Below are 18,661 nucleotides of genomic sequence, written 5' to 3'. Positions count from 1 at the left end.
GAATCAAAACGTTGTGATTTTTAATTTTTTTTATTAATTTAGACTTATTGATTTACTGACTTATAAAAACTTATAACAAGTCAGTTTTTTAAATTCGAAGAATGGATACATACTCCCAGATTTCGACATTGTTTTTAGTCGCTAATCACAATGTCGCCGATGAAATTTCTATAGCAAAACTTTTGCTTACAATTTTCCTTGTTTTATTAAATGGTTTTTTCGTTGCAGCTGAGTTTGCAATTGTAAAAGTACGTTCGTCACAAATTGAAGTTAATCAAGATATTAACGAAAGAACTTCCAATGCAGCAAAACGCATTGTTTCTCATTTAGACTCTTATCTTGCAGCAACACAATTAGGAATTACTTTAGCTTCGCTTGGTTTAGGTTGGGTTGGAGAAAGTTCTATTACGCCAGTTATTGTGAAATTGTTTGAAGTTTTAGGATTAACGTCTCCGTCTTGGACAACAATTGCACATAATGCTGCAATACCAACTTCTTTCTTTATTGTAACTGTTTTACATATTGTTTTTGGTGAGTTAGCGCCAAAATCTATTGCGATTCAATATCCAACTAAAACAACTTTTACAGTTGCTTGGCCACTTAGAGCGTTCTATTTTGTGTTCAAACCTCTTATTATGTTAATGAATGGTTTGGCAAATGTTATTCTTCGTGCAGTCGGAATTCATCCTATTCATGGTGGCGAAATACACACAGAGGAAGAATTGAAAATGATTATTACAGAAAGTTCTGAAGGTGGTGCTATTGAGGAATCAGAAAGAAATTTAATTCAGAATGTTTTTGAGTTTGATGATCGTCGTGTGATGAATATTCAAACTTTACGTAAAAATGTTTCTGCAATTAATATCAATACTTCTGTAAAAGAAGCGTTAGATTATGCCATTAATGAAGGTTATTCTCGTTATCCAGTTTATGAGGAAGAGTTTGATAATATAAAAGGAGTAATCTATGCAAAGGATTTGATCAAACAATTGTTAGAAAATCCTAACCAAACAGAAATTGAAGGTTTGTTGCGCGAGCCGATTTTTATTTCTGAAAATGCATTGATTAAAAATGTGATGAAACAGTTTCAGAAAAAACATATGCAAATTGCAATTGTAACAAATGAAGTTGGAGAAGTTGCTGGTATTGTTTCGATGGAAGATATTTTAGAGGAATTGGTTGGAGAAATTCAAGATGAATACGACAATGAAGATCCGATTGTTTCTCGCGTTTCTGAAGGTGTTTATAATGTAAATGCACACAATGCGATAAGTGATATTAATCGTTTAGTACCTTTTAGATTTGAGGAAAGTGAACATTACGATACATTGGCTGGTTTAGTTTCGGAATGTTACCCTGATAAAGAATTGACTGAAGGAGATTTGGTAGATTTGGAAGAGTATACTGGAACAATTATTAAAATGTACCGAAATTCGGTAGAGCAAATTCAATTGAAAGTGAAAGATGAATTAATTGAAAACTTCCGTGATGAACCAGATTCAGCAGAAGATGATGAAAATTAATCATTCAAAAAATAGAATAAAAAAAACCGCTTATTAAGCGGTTTTTTTATTCTATAAATCTTCTTTTCGTTGTAAGGATTCATCATACCTCATTTTCCTGAAAACGTTAATTAAGGTTACTACATCTTTTTCACAATAATCTTTTATACGTTCCACATTATTTTCATCGTAATAAACACGTGCAACTTGCGAACCGTCAATATCATCTTTTGGCGTAGGAATTTCGAAAATATTTGCCAACAAATCTAATGACGTAAAGTTTTTATAATCGCCAAATTTCCACAATTCCATCGTGTCTAAATGCTGAATTTCCCAAGGTTTTTTACCAAACAACTGTAAAATTGAAGGAATTTCGATTTGGTTAATTAGCATTCGGCGAGCGATGTATGGAAAATCAAATTCTTTTCCATTGTGAGCACACAAAAGATGATCAGGTTTGAAAAAGTTTTCGATCAACATTGAATTAAAATCTTCTAATAATTTCTTTTCATCATGTCCATAAAAACTTTTGATGTGAATAAAAGAATCTTTGACAACAATTCCGACCGAAATACATACAATTTTACCAAATTCAGCCATAATTCCAGCACGTTCGTGATAAAATTCTTCTGGCGAAATTTCGTTATTATTACGTTGAAAAGCCGTTTTCTTTTCCCAAAGCGCTTGTGTTCTTTCAGATAAAAGATTCCAATCATCGGTTTGAGGAACCGTTTCAATATCTAAAAATAATATTTTACTGTATGGTATTCGTTGAATCATTTTCTTTCACTTTTTGATTAATACGCATCGCTTCATCTACTAATCGATAAACATCTCCATCTGCAATCGGACGATTATTTGGTTGATCGTTATGCGTTTTTCCTGTTCTTACAATCACTAATTTTTCTGAAGGAATGACAATTACACGTTGTCCTAAATGTCCTAACATTGTATAAAAAGGCGTTTTGTAATCATAATCCATCCAAACTGAATAACCATAAATTTTTGATTCGTTAGCATTAAATGCTTTCGTATTTGGCTGTACCATTTTTTGAACAAATGCAGAATCTAAAATTTGTTTTCCGTACCAATTTCCATCATTTAATAATAATTGTCCAAGTTTTGCAAAATCTCGAGCAGTTGCATTAAAACAACAATAGGTTTTTTCCATTCCTTTTGGATTATCTTTCGACCATTGTGCATCCATTTCCATGCCCATTGGTTGCCAAAATTCTTCTTGAAAATATTGTGATAACGATTTATTTTTTAACGCTCGTTCAATCACTATACCTAATAATTGCGTATCACTTGATTGATATTTGAAATGCCCACCAGGTTGAACAACAAATTTTCTGTCTAACATTTGTTTAACGATATTATCACCGTAATAAGCTTTTGCAGTAGGATTTAGCGGAAAATAATAATCTTCGTCCCAATCATATCCTGATGTCATCGCTGATAAATCGCTAACAGTACATTGTGCACCAAATTTATCATCTTTAAATTCAGGTAAAAAATCTGTTATTTTTTGATCCAAACTTTTGATATAACCTTGTTCTATCGCTTTACCTAACATCATTGTCGTAAAAGTTTTTGCCATCGAAAAAGAATTAGTAATATCATTTTGTGCATATCCATTAAAATAATATTCGCTCAAAATTTGATTATTTTTTATAATAACTAAGCCAGCAGTACCAAAATCTTTCATCTCTTTTTCAAAATTAGCTGACAAAGGAAATTGATTGTAATCTAAATGTTGGTGCCAAACACGTGGCGAACCTGCCAAAATTACATTGTTATCAAAATCTTTATAGTCATCTATATTTGCAGTACTTTCACCTTTCATGTAAGTGAGTTTTACACCACGAAAAATATAATCGTTACCTGTTGCATAAAGAGTTAGGATTAATACACAAATGATAATGATGAACCATTTTATTATTTTCCAAAGTATTTTCATTTCAAAAAATTAGAATCTTTTACTAAAATAAGCTTTTACTATTAAATAATGTTAAAATTCTATCATTTCGGAATCATATTTGTTGAGTTATTGTGTATCTTTATACAAGAAAATTAAATCTAAAAAATAAATATTATGGCTTTTGAATTAGCAAAATTACCTTATGCATTTGATGCATTAGAACCTCATATCGACGCAAAAACAATGGAAATTCACCATGATAAACACCATGCTGCGTACACAAATAACTTGAATGCTGCTATTGAAGGAACTGATTTAGCAAACGCTACAATCGAAGAAGTTTTAGCAAAAGGAACTGATAAACCAGCAGTTCGTAACAATGGTGGTGGATTTTACAATCACAATTTATTTTGGGAAATTTTAACTCCAGGTGGAGCTAATCAACCAACTGCAGAAGTTGCTGATGCAATTAACGTTGCTTTTGGATCTTTTGAAGCTTTTAAAGATGAGTTTTCTAAAGCTGCTGCAACACGCTTTGGTTCTGGATGGGCTTGGTTAATTGTAAAAGATGGAAAATTAGTTGTGACATCAACTCCAAATCAAGATTCTACTTTGATGCCTGTTGCTGATGTACAAGGATTTCCTGTTTTAGGATTAGATGTTTGGGAGCATGCTTATTACTTAAACTACCAAAACCGTCGTCCTGATTATATTGAGGCTTTCTTCAGTGTAATTAACTGGGATAAAGTTGCTGAAAGATTTGCATCTGCAAAATAATAAGGTTTAAAAACTTTAATCAATACAAGACTTGTGTAGAAATACGCAAGTCTTTTTTTATCTTTGAACTATGGGAGTAATTATTTTAGAAAATATAAAAATCTATTCGAATCACGGATGTTTAGACGAAGAAGCACGTATTGGATCAGATTATTTAGTTGATTTGGAAGCTCATGCTGATTTTACAAAAGCTACAGAGTCAGATGAGTTAGTAGATGCGTTAGATTATGTATCGTTAAATAAAATAGTAAAAGAAGAAGTAGGTATTCGTTCGAAATTATTAGAACATGTTTGTAAAAGAGTGTTAGATCGTATAGGTCAGGAACTTATAAATGTTACGTATGCTAAAGTCAAGCTTTCTAAGCTGAATCCGCCTATTGGTGGGCATGTAGAAAAAGTAAGTGTTATTTTAGAAAAAAGCTATTAAAGTTTTTTTTTCTAAAAATATTACTATATTTGCAGTCCAAAAGAACGGGAATGGTTCCTTGACCGAGAGGCTAGGTAGCGGTCTGCAAAACCGTCCACAGCGGTTCGAATCCGCTAGGAACCTCAAAAAGCACTAATCAATTTGATTAGTGCTTTTTTTGTTTTTATTAAGAAAATAAAATTCTTTGTTTAGACATCTAATCGATTAAAAGGCTATAAACTTAACTTTAAATTCAATTATAAAATATCCGGTTTTAAGTACTTATTTTTTAATACTGATTTAACTTAATGAGGATTAAATTAACGTTTGATGGCATAATAGTTGTTTTTTTTAAACTTCTAATATTAAAATTTTTTCTAAAAGAAAAGATTCCTCACATGACAGCGACCAAAACAAAAAGCAATTTTGCTAATACTACTATACACTCCTTGGTCGAGGATAAAAAAGATATGAAAATTATTCAATCTGGAACACAAGAAAAAAGAATTTCACGAAATAAATTTATTGAACGCATATCAAAAAATTGTCTCACCCAAAAAGATTATTTAGTCATAGCATCAAGTTTTGTGATTATGCTAGCTTCAATTCTCTTTTTATTCATTTATCAAAATGAATTTCTTCAATGGCACAGTTCCAAATTATCTACTTTGTGGGGTGTTGTTATTTATAGTCTAGGTTTAGCTCTTCTTATTATAAAATCTTCTTTTTTAGTTTACCTAGGTTATTTGTACATTAAATATAAAGCTGTTAAAAATGTTTCTGATGATGATTTGCCAAAATGTACTGTGATTGTTCCTGCATATAATGAAGGGAAGTTAGTTTATGATACTTTATTGAGTTTGGCTGATAGTAAATATCCGACAGATAAACTCGAGATACTTGCAGTTGATGACGGAAGTAAAGATGATACATGGAAGTGGTTACTCGAAGCAAAAAAAGTTTTAGGTGATCGTGTTACTCTTTTTCAACAACCTCAAAATATGGGAAAACGTCATGCGCTTTATAGAGGATTTACAACAGGGAAAGGAGATGTTTTTATAACTGTAGATAGTGATTCTATTGTGGATGAAATGACTTTAAGAAATTTGGTAAGTCCTTTTGTTGAACATGAAGATTGTGGTGCAGTAGTAGGAAATGTTCGTGTATTAAACAAAGAAAAAGGATTAATTCCTAAAATGCTGAATGTTAGTTTTACGTTTAGTTTCGAGTTTGTACGATCTGCTCAAAGTGCATTAGGTTCTGTTTTTTGTACGCCAGGTGCATTAGCGGCTTATAAAAAAGATGCGGTAATGAATTGTTTGGAAGAATGGATGAACCAATCTTTTTTAGGTCAACCAAGTACAATCGGAGAAGATAGAGCTTTAACGAATATGATCCTTAAACAAGGTAAACATGTCTATTTTCAGAAAAATGCAATGGTTTATACAAATATTCCAGAGCGTTATAAGAATTTGTATAAAATGTTTATCCGTTGGGAGAGAAGTAATGTTCGCGAAAATATCATGATGTCAAAATTTGCATTTACAAACTTTAGAGACGGATCTACAACAGGAACAAGGGTTATCCTAATGATGCAATGGGTAAAATTAATTATGGCGATTCCTCTATTTTTAATTTTAATCTTTTTTGTTCTAACTCATCCAATTTTATTCATCATTAGTACTTTGTCAGGTGTTTTAGTTTTTTCAAGTATTCAAATGTTGTTTTATGCGAAGAAATATAATTTCAACGAAGCTTTATTAGCATATACTTATAGTATTTTTTATATGTTCACTCTTTTTTGGATTACTCCATATGCTATTGTAACGGCAGGAAGAAGTGGATGGTTGACGAGAGAAATAAATTAAAAAAAAGCCCCATTGCAATTATTTGTATGGGGCTTTTTTAATTATCTTTTAATTGTTTCAGTTATATTTTTATTTGTAATGATGTGTGTTTTACCACAAAGTGTTGAACTGAAGTTTAAATTAATTAAACCAACAGACGATCTATATTCTTCTGTACCTAAATTATTCCCATTTGTACTTAACACATTAGTGTTTTTTATAGAATAATAAATTGAATGCAACCCTGATGCAAGTGTTGATCCAGCAGTTGGTGTATAAGTGATATAAGTATCTGTTGGGGATAGGATATTTCCTAAACTATCTTTATAAATATAGTTAAAAGTACCTACTCCAGCCACAACTAAGGTATGTTGATCTTCTGGTGTTACACCTGCAGGATTTACTTTTTGATAACTACCATCATTTCCTAAAACCATAAAAGCAAATGATTTAGAGTCTAAATATGATGTGTTAGGTTGAGATTCTATAGGTGTTTTAACTATTAAATTTGCTGTTGGCGTAGAAGGATTTCCTACATAGCGTTGTATATATAAATCATCATTATATCCCATATCATTAGACATTGGTTTCCCAATAACCGAAGAATTATCAGGACAAAGAATTGTGTAAGAATCACTTACTATTATTGGTGAATAAGGTAAAGTAATATTTACATTTCTAACCAACTGATTTTGAAAAGAAGCACCAGTTGAAGCAGTAAACGCCATTTTTAAATTTTGAGGGGCAGCACCTCTAAAATCTAACAATCGTAGATATGTTTTATCTAGAGAAAGAGATGTAGGATCATAATATTTCTTTACTGAATTTGCCGCATTATTAGTAGCACTAATTCTAAATTGTTCATTTTTAGCAATTACTTTTTGCCCAGCATTAGTTTCTACAACTACATCTGCAAAATAAGATAGTATTTCTTCATTTTTAACAGCACTCGGATTAGTATCTGGATCAGTAGTAAAATATTGTCGAACACCTTTTCTAAATTGAATATAAGCCCTTCTGTATGCATTTGATTTTATATCCTCTGTATAAGAACCACTTCTAATATCAAAGGGGGTAAATGTATTAATGTTTCTTGAACCATGAGTTCCATCATTAGCTGCTGATAACGACATGCCATTGACTACAGAAGAAGTGGCTCCATTTATCATAGTATTGACAGTATATAATAAAGGATAACCTTTACTATTATCAGAAGAAGATGTATTAGCTATCCATTTTGGATTATTTGAAGAACCTCTAATACTGAAATAACTTGAATTAGCTGGATCATTTTCTCCAGAATATTTTAAATTAGTAAAATAATCAGCAGCATCTATAATATAATTTGATTTACCTAGCTCAGGATCAGTTATAACGATACCGTTTCTTATATCATCAGATTGTCTTCTTAATCTATGATAATTTCCAAAAGTATCAAAACCAAAAGCTAAATATCCATCAGAAAAACCATTTGTAATAGTACTAGCATTATAATTATTAGAATATGCATATCCTAATCCTGCTCCCTTAGCTCCAATACTTGGAGAATTATTAGATGCATCAAATAAAACCAATGCTAAACCATCACCTCTTCCATCTCCCCATTGAAAATATTCAAAATCAATATTAAAACCTCTTGTCGTAGGGAAGTTAATACCTTGTAATTCTATACCACTAAATTGGGAAATTTGATTCTTGGTTAGTAAAACTCCTTTAGTTGCTACGCTATTTACAGTAGCATTTAGCCCCACACCTGTACCTCCAGATATTTCTTTATAAGTACCTGTTTTTTGAAGGGAGTTTGTATAAGGAAATTGTGCCTGTACAAATATTGTAGCTCCTACTAAAAAAGCTATATTAAAAATATTCTTTTTCATAGCGATTAGTTTTTAGGAACTAATACAATATTCATAAAAGTTGCATCTGAAGCTGGATTAGAAACAGTATAAGTTAATATTCCACTTGCGTTTATTGAGACATTACTAAAAACACTTTTATCGTAACCAGTTATTATATAGTCTAATTCATTCACTAAATAAACAGGTAATGAAGCTGTGGTTCCAGAAGGTCCATAATTTGGATTAGTTTCAATTGTTGAAATTCCTGTAAATTGTTTTTTGTAATTTTCATAGACATTTACAGTTTTCGCAGTAGCACTTACACTTGTATCAAGAACTAAACTCGGTGCATAAAACCATTTTAATGTAGCAGGAGTTGTACTTGGTGATTTTACAGAATACCAAGCTCCAGCTGAATAAATGAATTCTTGTGCCGTTTTACTTTGTACAATGAATGCCCCATATGTTGCGTTGAAAGCTGTGTCATTATAAATTACAATTCGTTGACCATTCTTAACTCCTTGAGGATAATGTGGTGTTGTAGAAAACACAAAATTAAAATTAGAGGCAGCGCTTCCTGTAATTTTCACAAACGAGTAATTTAAAGGTATTGTAGTTGTAGAAGAAGATGAATAATTTACTACACCTTCTGTTGAAGCCATACTTCCATTAATATCCAAGGTTGTTTGTGGAGTGTTAGTTCCGATTCCCACTTGGGAAAATGCAGATATAGTTATACCTGCAAAAAGCATAAAGAATAATTTTTGTTTCATATTTTTAGGTATTAAAGATTAGTTGATCTTAATTAATATTACAAATATAAAATAATTATCAATAAAATACGTTTTTAATTAATTAATTTAAAGATAGTTATGTTTTTTTTGTTTGTTATTATCATTTATAGGTAATTGTAAATACTTAAAAATGAGTAAAAATTTGTTTATTAATATTTTAATTATTTTACATAAAAAGAACAAGACTTACAGCCATTACAAACATTCCTAAAACAATACCATAAGTAGATAATTTTTTTCCAGCATATTCTTTTGCAGTAGGAATTAATTCGTTGATAGAAATGTAAACCATCATTCCAGCTACACTTGCGAAGATTGCTCCAAAAATAGACTCATCAAAAAATTGCAATAAAACAAAATATCCAATTAGAGCACCGATAGGTTCTGTTAATCCAGATAAGAAAGAATATAAAAATGCTTTCTTTCGATTTTTTGTAGCATAATATATAGGTATAGCAACGGCAATTCCTTCGGGAATATTATGAATGGCGATTGCTGCGGCGATCGAAATGCCGTATGTTGGATTTTCTAATGCAGATAAAAATGTGGCTAAACCTTCTGGGAAATTATGAATAGATAAAGCTAAAGCAGAAAACATTCCCAAACGCAAAAGTTTTTGATCATTTGTTTCTGATTCTTTTTCCTCGGAATGATTATGTGGTAAAATTTTATCAATTAGAATTATTAGTAGTATTCCAATAAAAAATCCCAATAAAGTATAAGTGTAACCTAATTTTTCACCAAAAACAGCTGATAAAGAAAGTTTCGCTTTAGTTAAGATTTCCACAAAAGAAACGTAAAGCATCACGCCAGCAGAAATTCCTAACATTACGCCTAAGAATTTTGGATTAAATTTTTTGTATAATAAACACAAAAGACTTCCAATTCCAGTACTGATGCCAGCAAGAAAAGTTAAACTAAAAGCAAATATTAATGGATTTGAAAACATTAATTTTAATAAATAAGTTAGATTAATCTAACAAATATAAACTTTTCTTTACTTTGAATCAAAATAAATAATATGTCAGAATTTTTTTTCAATGTAATTTGTCAGTTGATTGTAATTATGAAAAGGATAAACTTATTTTTGTTGAATTAGATTTTATTTAGATGGAACTTTTAGACGAAAATATTCAAAGTGATTTGTATCGCTCTACGCTCGAATTAATTTCCAAATTAGGCTTTTCGAGTTATTCTACCACACTGTTCACAACAATAGTATTATCTATAATTCTTATTGTGATTTTATTTGCGATCGATTTTCTTTTGCGAAAAGTTTTGCTGTTAGTGTTGACAAATGTAATTCAGAAAAGTAAAACCAAGATTGATGATTTATTAATCAAAAATAGAGTTTTACAATTTGCTACGCATATCGTTCCTATAATTGTCGCTAAAGAATCAATTCCACTTATTTTTAAAGGTTTTCCGAATTGGATAAAAATAGCTCTGCAGATTACAGATATTACATTAGTTATTGCAGTAGGATTATTATTTAATGCAATTTTCAAAACATTTAGAGATTTTCTTCGAAGTAAAAAGTCGTTTGCAGACAAACCAATTGATAGTTATCTACAAGTGATGAATATTTCGATATTTTTTATTTGTGGAATTCTTATTTTTTCGATTGCGACAGGTAAATCACCCATTACGTTTTTAGTTTCGTTGGGTGCTGCTTCGGCAATTTTGATGTTGGTTTTCAAAGATTCTATTTTAGGTTTCGTAGCAAGTATTCAAGTTTCTATGAATGATATGGTTCGTGTGGGCGATTGGATTGAAATGACGAAATATGGTGCTGACGGAACTGTTATCGAAATAAACTTAGGAACTGTAAAAGTTCAAAATTTTGATAAAACCATTACAACAATTCCTACTTATGCTTTGGTTTCTGATTCGTTTCGAAATTATCGCGGAATGCAAAATGCAGGAGGGCGACGCATAAAGCGTTCTATTAATATTAAAATGAATTCGATTCGATTTTTGACAGAAGATGAAATTAATGAATTGAAAAAAATAAGAATGTTGCATGATTTTATTGTAGATCGATCACATGAAATTGAACAATATAATATGTCAAATAAAGTTGATCCAACGGTTATGGCGAACGGAAGACGAATGACGAATATTGGTTTGTTTCGTCAATATATTAAAACATATACGTATAATAGTCCAAAAATTAGAAAAGATATGATGTTTGAGGTTCGACAACTTCAACCAACCGAACATGGATTACCTATTGAATTATTTATGTTTACAAATACAACGGTTTGGAACGAATATGAAGTGATAATGGCGGATATTTTTGATCACATTATTGCAGTTGTACCTTTCTTTCATTTAGAGATTTTTGAATCACCTTCTTCGGATGATATGCGTGTCATTGCAGAAGCATTGAAAAGAAATAATTAATAAAGAAGCTGAACATTATTGTTCAGCTTCTTTATTATCGTGAGGTTTTTCCATCAAATTCATCATCAAGTTTTTTAGTTTTTGATACATAAAAGATGTCAATAAGATTAAAATTCCTAAAACGATGAACGATATAATTCTAAAAACGTTGCTCATTTCCCAAACATCAACTAAATATAATTTTAGAATAATTAATCCAAATAAAATAATTCCGACAATAGGAAAACCTTTTAATTGTTTTCTTAATCCGAAATAAATCAGCACAAATCCTAAAACTGCCCATATAATTGGTAATAATATCATTCGGAAAATATCTGCTTGATGCGAAAAATTTGAAGAAGTTTCGTCTAGTGTCATTAACATAAAACTATTGTATTTTTCGAAACTAATTACATAAACAATTAATAGCATACTGATAATTTGTTTGGCAGTTGAGTTTTTGAAATCTTTACTTTTTACAACTAAATAAACAAGATATGCAGTAGGAATTAAATAAGTCAAATAAATAAAATAACTACCAATAGTGTAATTTGTTTTGCTTGGTAACAATGGAATTTCGGTAAACATAGGTAAAAATAGAATGCATAATGCAGCTGAAATTTGTAAAACGAGGTGCAATGTACTTCCTAAATTTAGTTTTTTGCGAAGTGCTAAAATGAAACCGATAAAGAATAAGGTATAAATTAAAACGTAACTTATAATCATCATAAAGTTGAAATAAGGTTCTATTTGATAAATTAATTCGAACAGAATTCCTGTATACATTAATAAAAGAGATGTTGAAATGAAGATAAATTTGGAATGATTGAGCTTGAAACCTAAGAATTGTTCTTCTGTTTCGAAATCTTTCATCAAATAAATATTCGCGATAGAACAAATTAAGGCAATAAAACTTGTGATAAAAACGCGATTGAAAATTATGGCTAAATGTTTTTCAGTATCGATATATTCAAACCAATTGACGCATAAAGCAATCAAAAGAAATGGAAACATCGCAATAAAAAAGACTTTGAAAATATTTTCTCGACTTTTTTTCCATAGAAATAACAACAATGTAGATTCTATTGCAATACAAATCGAAACCATATTTGCTTTGAATTGTAATGCGATTGCAGTTGTGATGAGCGCAATGCTTAATCCAATTAAGGTATTTTGTAATAAACTATTTTTAGTTGTTTTATAGATATAAAAAGCGCCGAAAGCATTCATCAACCCAAATAAGAATGCAATCAAACCATTGTTGTTTCCAACAATAAAATAATAGACAGAAGAAATTAAAACAGTTGATAGAATGGTATTGAAGCTTAATAAAAGTGAATTCCAAACCGAAAATTCTTCTTTTTTGATGTAGTTGATTAAACTTGTAACGGTAAAAATAACGTAAAGTAGTCCGAAGAAAAGATATTGAGACGAGGTTTTAGAATCATCAATCCAAGCGATACTATATATAAAGGTAAAACCAAATGCGATAAACGAAATAACCTGCCAATCTTTTCGCCACGCCATATAAAGCATACTTAGGTTGAGAATTGTTAGATAACCAAACAGAAATATAAAATTGCTTTCGCCTGTACTAATCAATAATGGAGCGCAAAAACCACCAATTATTGAAAAAATAGCTAAAATTTGTCGATTATATAGCATCGCCATAACGATAGAGAAAATCGTGACAAGTGTTAATAAAGCAAATGTGATATTTTGAGAAAGCAAATGATATTCTCGAAACGCGATAGTTAAGGTAAAATATAAAACAGTCAATCCGCCACCGATTAAGATAGAAGAAAAGATTTCATAATTTTTTCTGATTTTATGCGCAACTCCAATTATGCTGAGACCAACTCCAATTCCAATCATTACACGGAAAGTTTCGTTAATCCAATTTTGATCAATCGCATATTTCACAAAGTAAGCAATTCCCAAAACCAAGGTTACAATTCCAAAGATTGTCAAAAAATTGTCTTTAATAAAAGCAATTGCATTATTGATATTTTTATCAAAGTTACTTTCAGAAGTTGGTCTGGGAGGAATTTCATCGAAAATTTGTTTTGGCGTTTCTGCTTTATTATAAGGATGAACTTCGGGCTGAGAATCAATTCTTTTTTCTTCAATAATTTTAGGTTGCTCAACAATTGGTTTTGTTTCAGTTTTTACTTCTTTTGTATCTAATTGCTCTTGTAAATGTTTTATTTTAGTTTCTTGATAATCAATTTGTTTTTTAAGTTGAGAAACTTTGTTAAACAAAATTACAATCAGAATAAGTATAATAATGGCAATAAAAAATTCCATAACGTGTTTTTTAGGTAAATTGAAGTTAAGCTTTTTTTTCAGAAAGCTTAAAATTTTGTTTCATACATACCAAAATCATTCTGTTTTCGTTATTCTACAAAATCTTTATTTTTGCTAAATGTTTAAAAAGCTAAGTACATTATTGTTTATCGCGCTATCATCATCGATTTTTGCGCAAGATGGAACGCGTGTTTACGAGTTTTTGAACATTACAACTTCTCCACGTCAGGCTGCTTTAGGAGGAAATGTTGCGACTTCTTGGGATGCAGATCCAAATTCTTCTTTGTGGAATCCTGCTTTGATGAACCGAGAAATGCACGGACAATTCGGAATTAATTATGTAAATTATATTGCTGATGTAGATTTTGGAACATTTTCGACGGTTTATGAAATCGATCAAGAAAACTTTTTGTCTGTTCATGGGCAATATGTCGATTATGGAAAATTAGTCGGAACGGATCAAAACGGAAATATAACAGGAAATTTCAAAGCAAGTGATGCCGCAATTACTGTAGGTTATGCTCGTGTTTTAGGTGATTATTGGACAGTTGGGGCAAATTTAAAGTACATTAATTCAACCATAGAATCATATAAATCCTCAGCAATAGCGGGAGATTTAGGTCTTTCGTACCACGATTTTGATAAAAATGTAAATGTTTCGTTGGTTGTTCGCAATATTGGAGGGCAAATCCAAACTTATAACGGAAAGAAAGAAGATATGCCAACGCAAGTAAACTTGGGAATTTCGCATCGATTGGAACATGTTCCGTTAGAGTTTACGTTTTCTTTGCACGATTTACAAAAGTTTGATATCTCTCAGCCATATAATAAGAATGGACAAGAAGTTTCTGCAGGACGAAAAATAATCGATCACGTATCGGTTGGAGCAGAATTATTTCCAGAATCGGATTTCAATATGCGTTTAGGTTATAATTTTAAACGTGGAAACGAATTAGCAGCAGAAGGAATTCGCTCTTTATCTGGGTTAACGTATGGTTTTGGAATTCGAGTAAATGCATTCCGATTTGAATTTGGTCATGCCAATTATCACAAATCTGGTGGCTCTAACCACTTTGGTTTGATTATCAATTTAGATCGTATTATTCAAGGTCGAGATTATTGGAGAAGTAATCCTTGGTTATAAAAACTTTTCAAACAACTATAAAATCTTATCTTTGTCTTCAATTTCTATTTAGATGAAAGAAAATTTAATTATTGCAATCGACGGATATTCTTCTACAGGAAAAAGTTCGATGTCAAAAATTATTGCAAAAAATCTTGGTTATACACATATTGATAGTGGCGCAATGTACCGCGCTGTAACTTTATATGCGTTTCAACATCAGTATATTGTCGATAATAAAATTGATGAGCAATCCTTAGTCACCAATTTGTCTAACATTAAGATAGAATTTAAATTAGATCCTACAACTCAAAAGAATCTTACTTTTTTGAATGGAGAAAATGTAGAAGCTGATATTCGTACGATGAAAGTTTCTAAAATGGTTAGTCCAATTTCCGAAATTCCAGCTGTGCGTGATTATTGTGTAGCGTTACAACAACAAATGGGAGCAAAAGGAGGGATTGTGATGGATGGTCGCGATATCGGAACAACAGTCTTTCCAAATGCTGATATCAAAATTTTTATAACCGCTTCGCCAGAAGTTCGTGCGCAACGTCGTTTTTTAGAATATCAACAACAAGGAAAAGATATTCCATTAGATGAGGTTCTAAAAAATGTGAATGAAAGAGATTATATCGATTCTCACCGAGATTATTCACCACTTCGCAAGGCAGATGACGCTATCGAAGTAGATAATTCGAATATGAATTTAGAAGAAACGGTAAATAAAGTAATGGAGATTATCGAATCTAAAGTTTAATATACATATATAATATAGCAAGAGAATCTTTTTTTAGATTTTTTTTTATTTACAACTAATTCCGCTTTCGCGGAATTTCTCCCGAGTAGCTACCTATAAAGTAGACATTTTGCTTTTTCTTTTAGTAAATAAAAGCAAAACATCTAATCATTTTTTGCTGTAAAAACGCACTTTTGCGTAATAAACCAACCTTATTTTCCTTGTCATTTCGAGCTTGTCGAGAAAACTGGTAGTTATTTTAGACTATAATAAAGATGTTTTTTCTTATTTAACGAAATTCCAAAATGCCTTTTAGTTAAGTTTTTGATTTGCTTGTGCTGAGTATATCGAGGCATTGATTCTTTTTGTATCAAGAAAAAATGAATATATGTTCTTTTATATTATCCAATTTTCTACTGAACCTCTACAATCTTTCCCTCGTATTTCAAAAATTGTCAATCAAAAATATCCATTCTCACTACTCAAAACTCACCACTCATCACTTTTATCAAAAAATATTTCGCGTCATAACAGTCAGTTAGGGATAGAATGTAAAATAAATGTAAAATGTGTTTGGAAAAACGAGAAAAGGGTGCGTATATTTGCAATCCCAATACGAAAGACGAGTAGTATTGTAGTTGACATTGTAAAACGATAACGATCAAAAATTTTTCAAAAATAAATTTTGTAGTTTAGAAATAAGTTTTACCTTTGCAAACCGATTCCGAAAGGAGTTTGAGAGTAGAGTTAATTTGACTTATTAAAATAAAAACTTTAAATTTTTTAAAATAAAATTTGGTAGTTAAGAAATAAGTTTTACCTTTGCAACCGCTTACTGCGACAGCGATGTTTAAGTAAGTTTGAAACTGAGAAGTTCATTTGAAATTATAATATATACAGAAGAAATAATAGCCGAATAATAACGAAGTCAATCCTTGAATAATGGAGCTATAGGAAATTCGAAGTTGTAAAAACAGAAGTCTTTTAGACTAAAAAAAATAATTTACAATGGAGAGTTTGATCCTGGCTCAGGATGAACGCTAGCGGGAGGCTTAACACATGCAAGCCGAGGGGTATAGTTCTTTCGGGAACTAGAGACCGGCGCACGGGTGCGTAACGCGTATGCAACTTGCCCTACTGAAAAGGATAGCCCTTCGAAAGGAGGATTAATACTTTATAATAGAGATTATGGCATCATAATTTTTTGAAAGATTTATCGCAGTAGGATAGGCATGCGTAAGATTAGTTAGTTGGTGAGGTAACGGCTCACCAAGACGATGATCTTTAGGGGGCCTGAGAGGGTGAACCCCCACACTGGTACTGAGACACGGACCAGACTCCTACGGGAGGCAGCAGTGAGGAATATTGGACAATGGGTGGAAGCCTGATCCAGCCATCCCGCGTGTAGGATGACGGCCTTATGGGTTGTAAACTACTTTTATCTGGGGATAAACCTACTCACGTGTGAGTAGCTGAAGGTACCAGAAGAATAAGCACCGGCTAACTCCGTGCCAGCAGCCGCGGTAATACGGAGGGTGCAAGCGTTATCCGGATTTATTGGGTTTAAAGGGTCCGTAGGCGGATTAATCAGTCAGTGGTGAAATCCTATCGCTTAACGATAGAACTGCCATTGATACTGTTAGTCTTGAGTAATGTTGAAGTTGCTGGAATGTGTAGTGTAGCGGTGAAATGCTTAGATATTACGCAGAACACCAATTGCGAAGGCAGGTGACTAAACATTAACTGACGCTGATGGACGAAAGCGTGGGGAGCGAACAGGATTAGATACCCTGGTAGTCCACGCCGTAAACGATGGATACTTGCTGTTGGGTTTTCGGATTCAGTGGCTAAGCGAAAGTTATAAGTATCCCACCTGGGGAGTACGTTCGCAAGAATGAAACTCAAAGGAATTGACGGGGGCCCGCACAAGCGGTGGAGCATGTGGTTTAATTCGATGATACGCGAGGAACCTTACCAAGGCTTAAATGCATAATGACGTTATTGGAAACAGTAATTTCTTCGGACAGAATGCAAGGTGCTGCATGGCTGTCGTCAGCTCGTGCCGTGAGGTGTTAGGTTAAGTCCTGCAACGAGCGCAACCCCTATCATTAGTTGCCAGCGTTTAAAGACGGGGACTCTAATGAGACTGCCGGTGCAAACCGCGAGGAAGGTGGGGACGACGTCAAGTCATCACGGCCCTTACGTCTTGGGCTACACACGTGCTACAATGGTAAGTACAGAGGGCAGCTACTTGGCAACAAGATGCGAATCTCTAAAACTTATCTCAGTTCGGATTGGAGTCTGCAACTCGACTCTATGAAGCTGGAATCGCTAGTAATCGCATATCAGCCATGATGCGGTGAATACGTTCCCGGGCCTTGTACACACCGCCCGTCAAGCCATGGAAGCTGGGGGTACCTGAAGTCGGTGACCGTAATAGGAGCTGCCTAGGGTAAAACTGGTAACTAGGGCTAAGTCGTAACAAGGTAGCCGTACCGGAAGGTGCGGCTGGAACATCTCATATTTAGAGAACGACGAATTTTCTTCTATTAGTTAGAAGATTGATTTTGATTCGGCTTTTTATTCTGTACTGTATATATAAATATAGACCACTCTTTAAGAGTATTAAAGAGTCTCATAGCTCAGCTGGTTAGAGCGCTACACTGATAATGTAGAGGTCGGCAGTTCGAGTCTGCCTGAGACTACTAAATAACATAAAGAGGGGGATTAGCTCAGCTGGCTAGAGCGCTTGCCTTGCACGCAAGAGGTCATCGGTTCGACTCCGATATTCTCCACGATTTTAATTTGAGAATTATTTAATTAGCTAATTAGCAGATTATCATATTTCCGAATTAACAGAAGAGTTCATTGACATTATTAGAAACAGATTATAAATTTATTTATAATCGCATACAATCAAAAACAAACAGATTTAGAAATAGATCAAAGTTTTATAAAGGTATACAATTAATCAAAAAACGAGTAAGATTAACATAACCGCTCAATAATATGACGGTTAAAT

General features: G+C 32.2%; 13 protein-coding genes, 3 tRNA genes and 1 rRNA gene. 11 read left to right on the top strand and 6 right to left on the bottom strand.

Going from position 1 to position 18,661, the window contains the following annotated elements:
• Positions 1-101 precede the first annotated feature (101 nt).
• Positions 102-1,523 (top strand): hemolysin family protein, encoded by a 1,422-nt coding sequence (locus AC2I98_RS09815; RefSeq protein ID WP_486411513.1) that lies wholly within the window; start codon positions 102-104, stop codon positions 1,521-1,523.
• Between the two features lie 51 nt (positions 1,524-1,574).
• Here the strand turns inward: AC2I98_RS09815 and AC2I98_RS09810 are convergent, their stop codons facing one another.
• Entirely contained in the window at positions 1,575-2,282 is a 708-nt protein-coding gene (locus AC2I98_RS09810; RefSeq protein ID WP_486411512.1) for a 3'-5' exonuclease, read from the bottom strand.
• A complete protein-coding gene (locus AC2I98_RS09805; RefSeq protein WP_486411511.1) occupies positions 2,257-3,462 on the bottom strand; it encodes a serine hydrolase domain-containing protein in 1,206 nt (401 codons plus the stop codon). The genes AC2I98_RS09810 and AC2I98_RS09805 overlap by 26 nt, the downstream gene beginning before the upstream one ends.
• A gap of 135 nt (positions 3,463-3,597) precedes the next feature.
• On the opposite strand from AC2I98_RS09805, the gene AC2I98_RS09800 reads away from it, so the two are divergent.
• The 4 genes from AC2I98_RS09800 to AC2I98_RS09785 all read left to right on the top strand — a co-directional run bounded on the left by AC2I98_RS09800 (position 3,598) and on the right by AC2I98_RS09785 (position 6,474).
• Positions 3,598-4,200, top strand: coding sequence for a superoxide dismutase (locus AC2I98_RS09800; RefSeq protein WP_486411510.1), 603 nt, complete (start codon positions 3,598-3,600; stop codon positions 4,198-4,200).
• A gap of 70 nt (positions 4,201-4,270) precedes the next feature.
• Positions 4,271-4,627: a dihydroneopterin aldolase gene (gene folB, locus AC2I98_RS09795; protein WP_486411509.1), complete on the top strand. Its 357-nt coding sequence runs from the start codon at positions 4,271-4,273 to the stop codon at positions 4,625-4,627.
• Between the two features lie 52 nt (positions 4,628-4,679).
• A tRNA-Cys gene (locus AC2I98_RS09790) sits at positions 4,680-4,750 on the top strand.
• A 326-nt stretch (positions 4,751-5,076) separates the two neighbouring features.
• Positions 5,077-6,474, top strand: a complete 1,398-nt coding sequence (locus AC2I98_RS09785; protein ID WP_486411508.1) for a glycosyltransferase family 2 protein — start codon at positions 5,077-5,079, stop codon at positions 6,472-6,474.
• A 41-nt stretch (positions 6,475-6,515) separates the two neighbouring features.
• Here AC2I98_RS09785 and AC2I98_RS09780 read toward each other — a convergent pair whose 3' ends face one another.
• The 3 genes from AC2I98_RS09780 to zupT form a co-directional block, all read right to left on the bottom strand.
• On the bottom strand, positions 6,516-8,204 hold the full coding sequence (locus tag AC2I98_RS09780; protein ID WP_486411507.1) for an L-type lectin family protein: 1,689 nt from the start codon (positions 8,202-8,204) through the stop codon (positions 6,516-6,518).
• Between the two features lie 131 nt (positions 8,205-8,335).
• Positions 8,336-9,064: a hypothetical protein gene (locus AC2I98_RS09775; RefSeq protein WP_486411506.1), complete on the bottom strand. Its 729-nt coding sequence runs from the start codon at positions 9,062-9,064 to the stop codon at positions 8,336-8,338.
• Positions 9,065-9,251: 187 nt separating this feature from the next.
• Positions 9,252-10,034 carry a zinc transporter ZupT gene (gene zupT / locus AC2I98_RS09770; RefSeq protein ID WP_486411505.1) on the bottom strand — a complete coding sequence of 261 codons (783 nt, stop codon included), beginning with the start codon at positions 10,032-10,034 and terminating at the stop codon, positions 9,252-9,254.
• Positions 10,035-10,195: 161 nt separating this feature from the next.
• On the opposite strand from zupT, the gene AC2I98_RS09765 reads away from it, so the two are divergent.
• Positions 10,196-11,491, top strand: a complete 1,296-nt coding sequence (locus AC2I98_RS09765; RefSeq protein WP_486411504.1) for a mechanosensitive ion channel family protein — start codon at positions 10,196-10,198, stop codon at positions 11,489-11,491.
• Positions 11,492-11,506: 15 nt separating this feature from the next.
• Here the strand turns inward: AC2I98_RS09765 and AC2I98_RS09760 are convergent, their stop codons facing one another.
• Complete coding sequence (locus tag AC2I98_RS09760) at positions 11,507-13,777, bottom strand: DUF2339 domain-containing protein (protein ID WP_486411503.1); 2,271 nt, start codon at positions 13,775-13,777, stop codon at positions 11,507-11,509.
• 118 nt (positions 13,778-13,895) lie between these two features.
• Here AC2I98_RS09760 and porQ point away from each other — a divergent pair, with 118 nt between their 5' ends.
• From porQ to AC2I98_RS09735, 5 genes are all read left to right on the top strand, one after another.
• Complete coding sequence (porQ, locus tag AC2I98_RS09755; RefSeq protein ID WP_486411502.1) at positions 13,896-14,921, top strand: type IX secretion system protein PorQ; 1,026 nt, start codon at positions 13,896-13,898, stop codon at positions 14,919-14,921.
• Between the two features lie 52 nt (positions 14,922-14,973).
• Positions 14,974-15,660, top strand: coding sequence for a (d)CMP kinase (cmk, locus tag AC2I98_RS09750; protein WP_486411501.1), 687 nt, complete (start codon positions 14,974-14,976; stop codon positions 15,658-15,660).
• A gap of 984 nt (positions 15,661-16,644) precedes the next feature.
• Positions 16,645-18,163 (top strand): 16S ribosomal RNA (locus AC2I98_RS09745).
• 107 nt (positions 18,164-18,270) lie between these two features.
• Positions 18,271-18,344 (top strand) — tRNA-Ile (locus AC2I98_RS09740).
• Between the two features lie 16 nt (positions 18,345-18,360).
• Positions 18,361-18,434 (top strand) — tRNA-Ala (locus tag AC2I98_RS09735).
• The last annotated feature ends 227 nt before the right edge of the window (positions 18,435-18,661 follow it).

This window comes from Empedobacter sp. EJD.6dd (genome assembly GCF_057369435.1).
This window is presented reverse-complemented; position numbering and strand designations above follow the sequence as displayed.

Excerpts from the sequence above, each read along its gene's own strand:
- cmk (WP_486411501.1), top strand. The coding sequence starts at position 14,974 with ATGAAAGAAAATTTAATTATTGCAATCGACGGATATTCTTCTACAGGA.
- zupT (WP_486411505.1), bottom strand. The coding sequence starts at position 10,034 with ATGTTTTCAAATCCATTAATATTTGCTTTTAGTTTAACTTTTCTTGCT.
- porQ (WP_486411502.1), top strand. The coding sequence starts at position 13,896 with ATGTTTAAAAAGCTAAGTACATTATTGTTTATCGCGCTATCATCATCG.
- AC2I98_RS09765 (WP_486411504.1), top strand. The coding sequence starts at position 10,196 with ATGGAACTTTTAGACGAAAATATTCAAAGTGATTTGTATCGCTCTACG.
- AC2I98_RS09815 (WP_486411513.1), top strand. The coding sequence starts at position 102 with ATGGATACATACTCCCAGATTTCGACATTGTTTTTAGTCGCTAATCAC.
- folB (WP_486411509.1), top strand. The coding sequence starts at position 4,271 with ATGGGAGTAATTATTTTAGAAAATATAAAAATCTATTCGAATCACGGA.
- AC2I98_RS09810 (WP_486411512.1), bottom strand. The coding sequence starts at position 2,282 with ATGATTCAACGAATACCATACAGTAAAATATTATTTTTAGATATTGAA.
- AC2I98_RS09800 (WP_486411510.1), top strand. The coding sequence starts at position 3,598 with ATGGCTTTTGAATTAGCAAAATTACCTTATGCATTTGATGCATTAGAA.
- AC2I98_RS09775 (WP_486411506.1), bottom strand. The coding sequence starts at position 9,064 with ATGAAACAAAAATTATTCTTTATGCTTTTTGCAGGTATAACTATATCT.
- AC2I98_RS09760 (WP_486411503.1), bottom strand. The coding sequence starts at position 13,777 with ATGGAATTTTTTATTGCCATTATTATACTTATTCTGATTGTAATTTTG.
- AC2I98_RS09785 (WP_486411508.1), top strand. The coding sequence starts at position 5,077 with ATGAAAATTATTCAATCTGGAACACAAGAAAAAAGAATTTCACGAAAT.
- AC2I98_RS09805 (WP_486411511.1), bottom strand. The coding sequence starts at position 3,462 with ATGAAAATACTTTGGAAAATAATAAAATGGTTCATCATTATCATTTGT.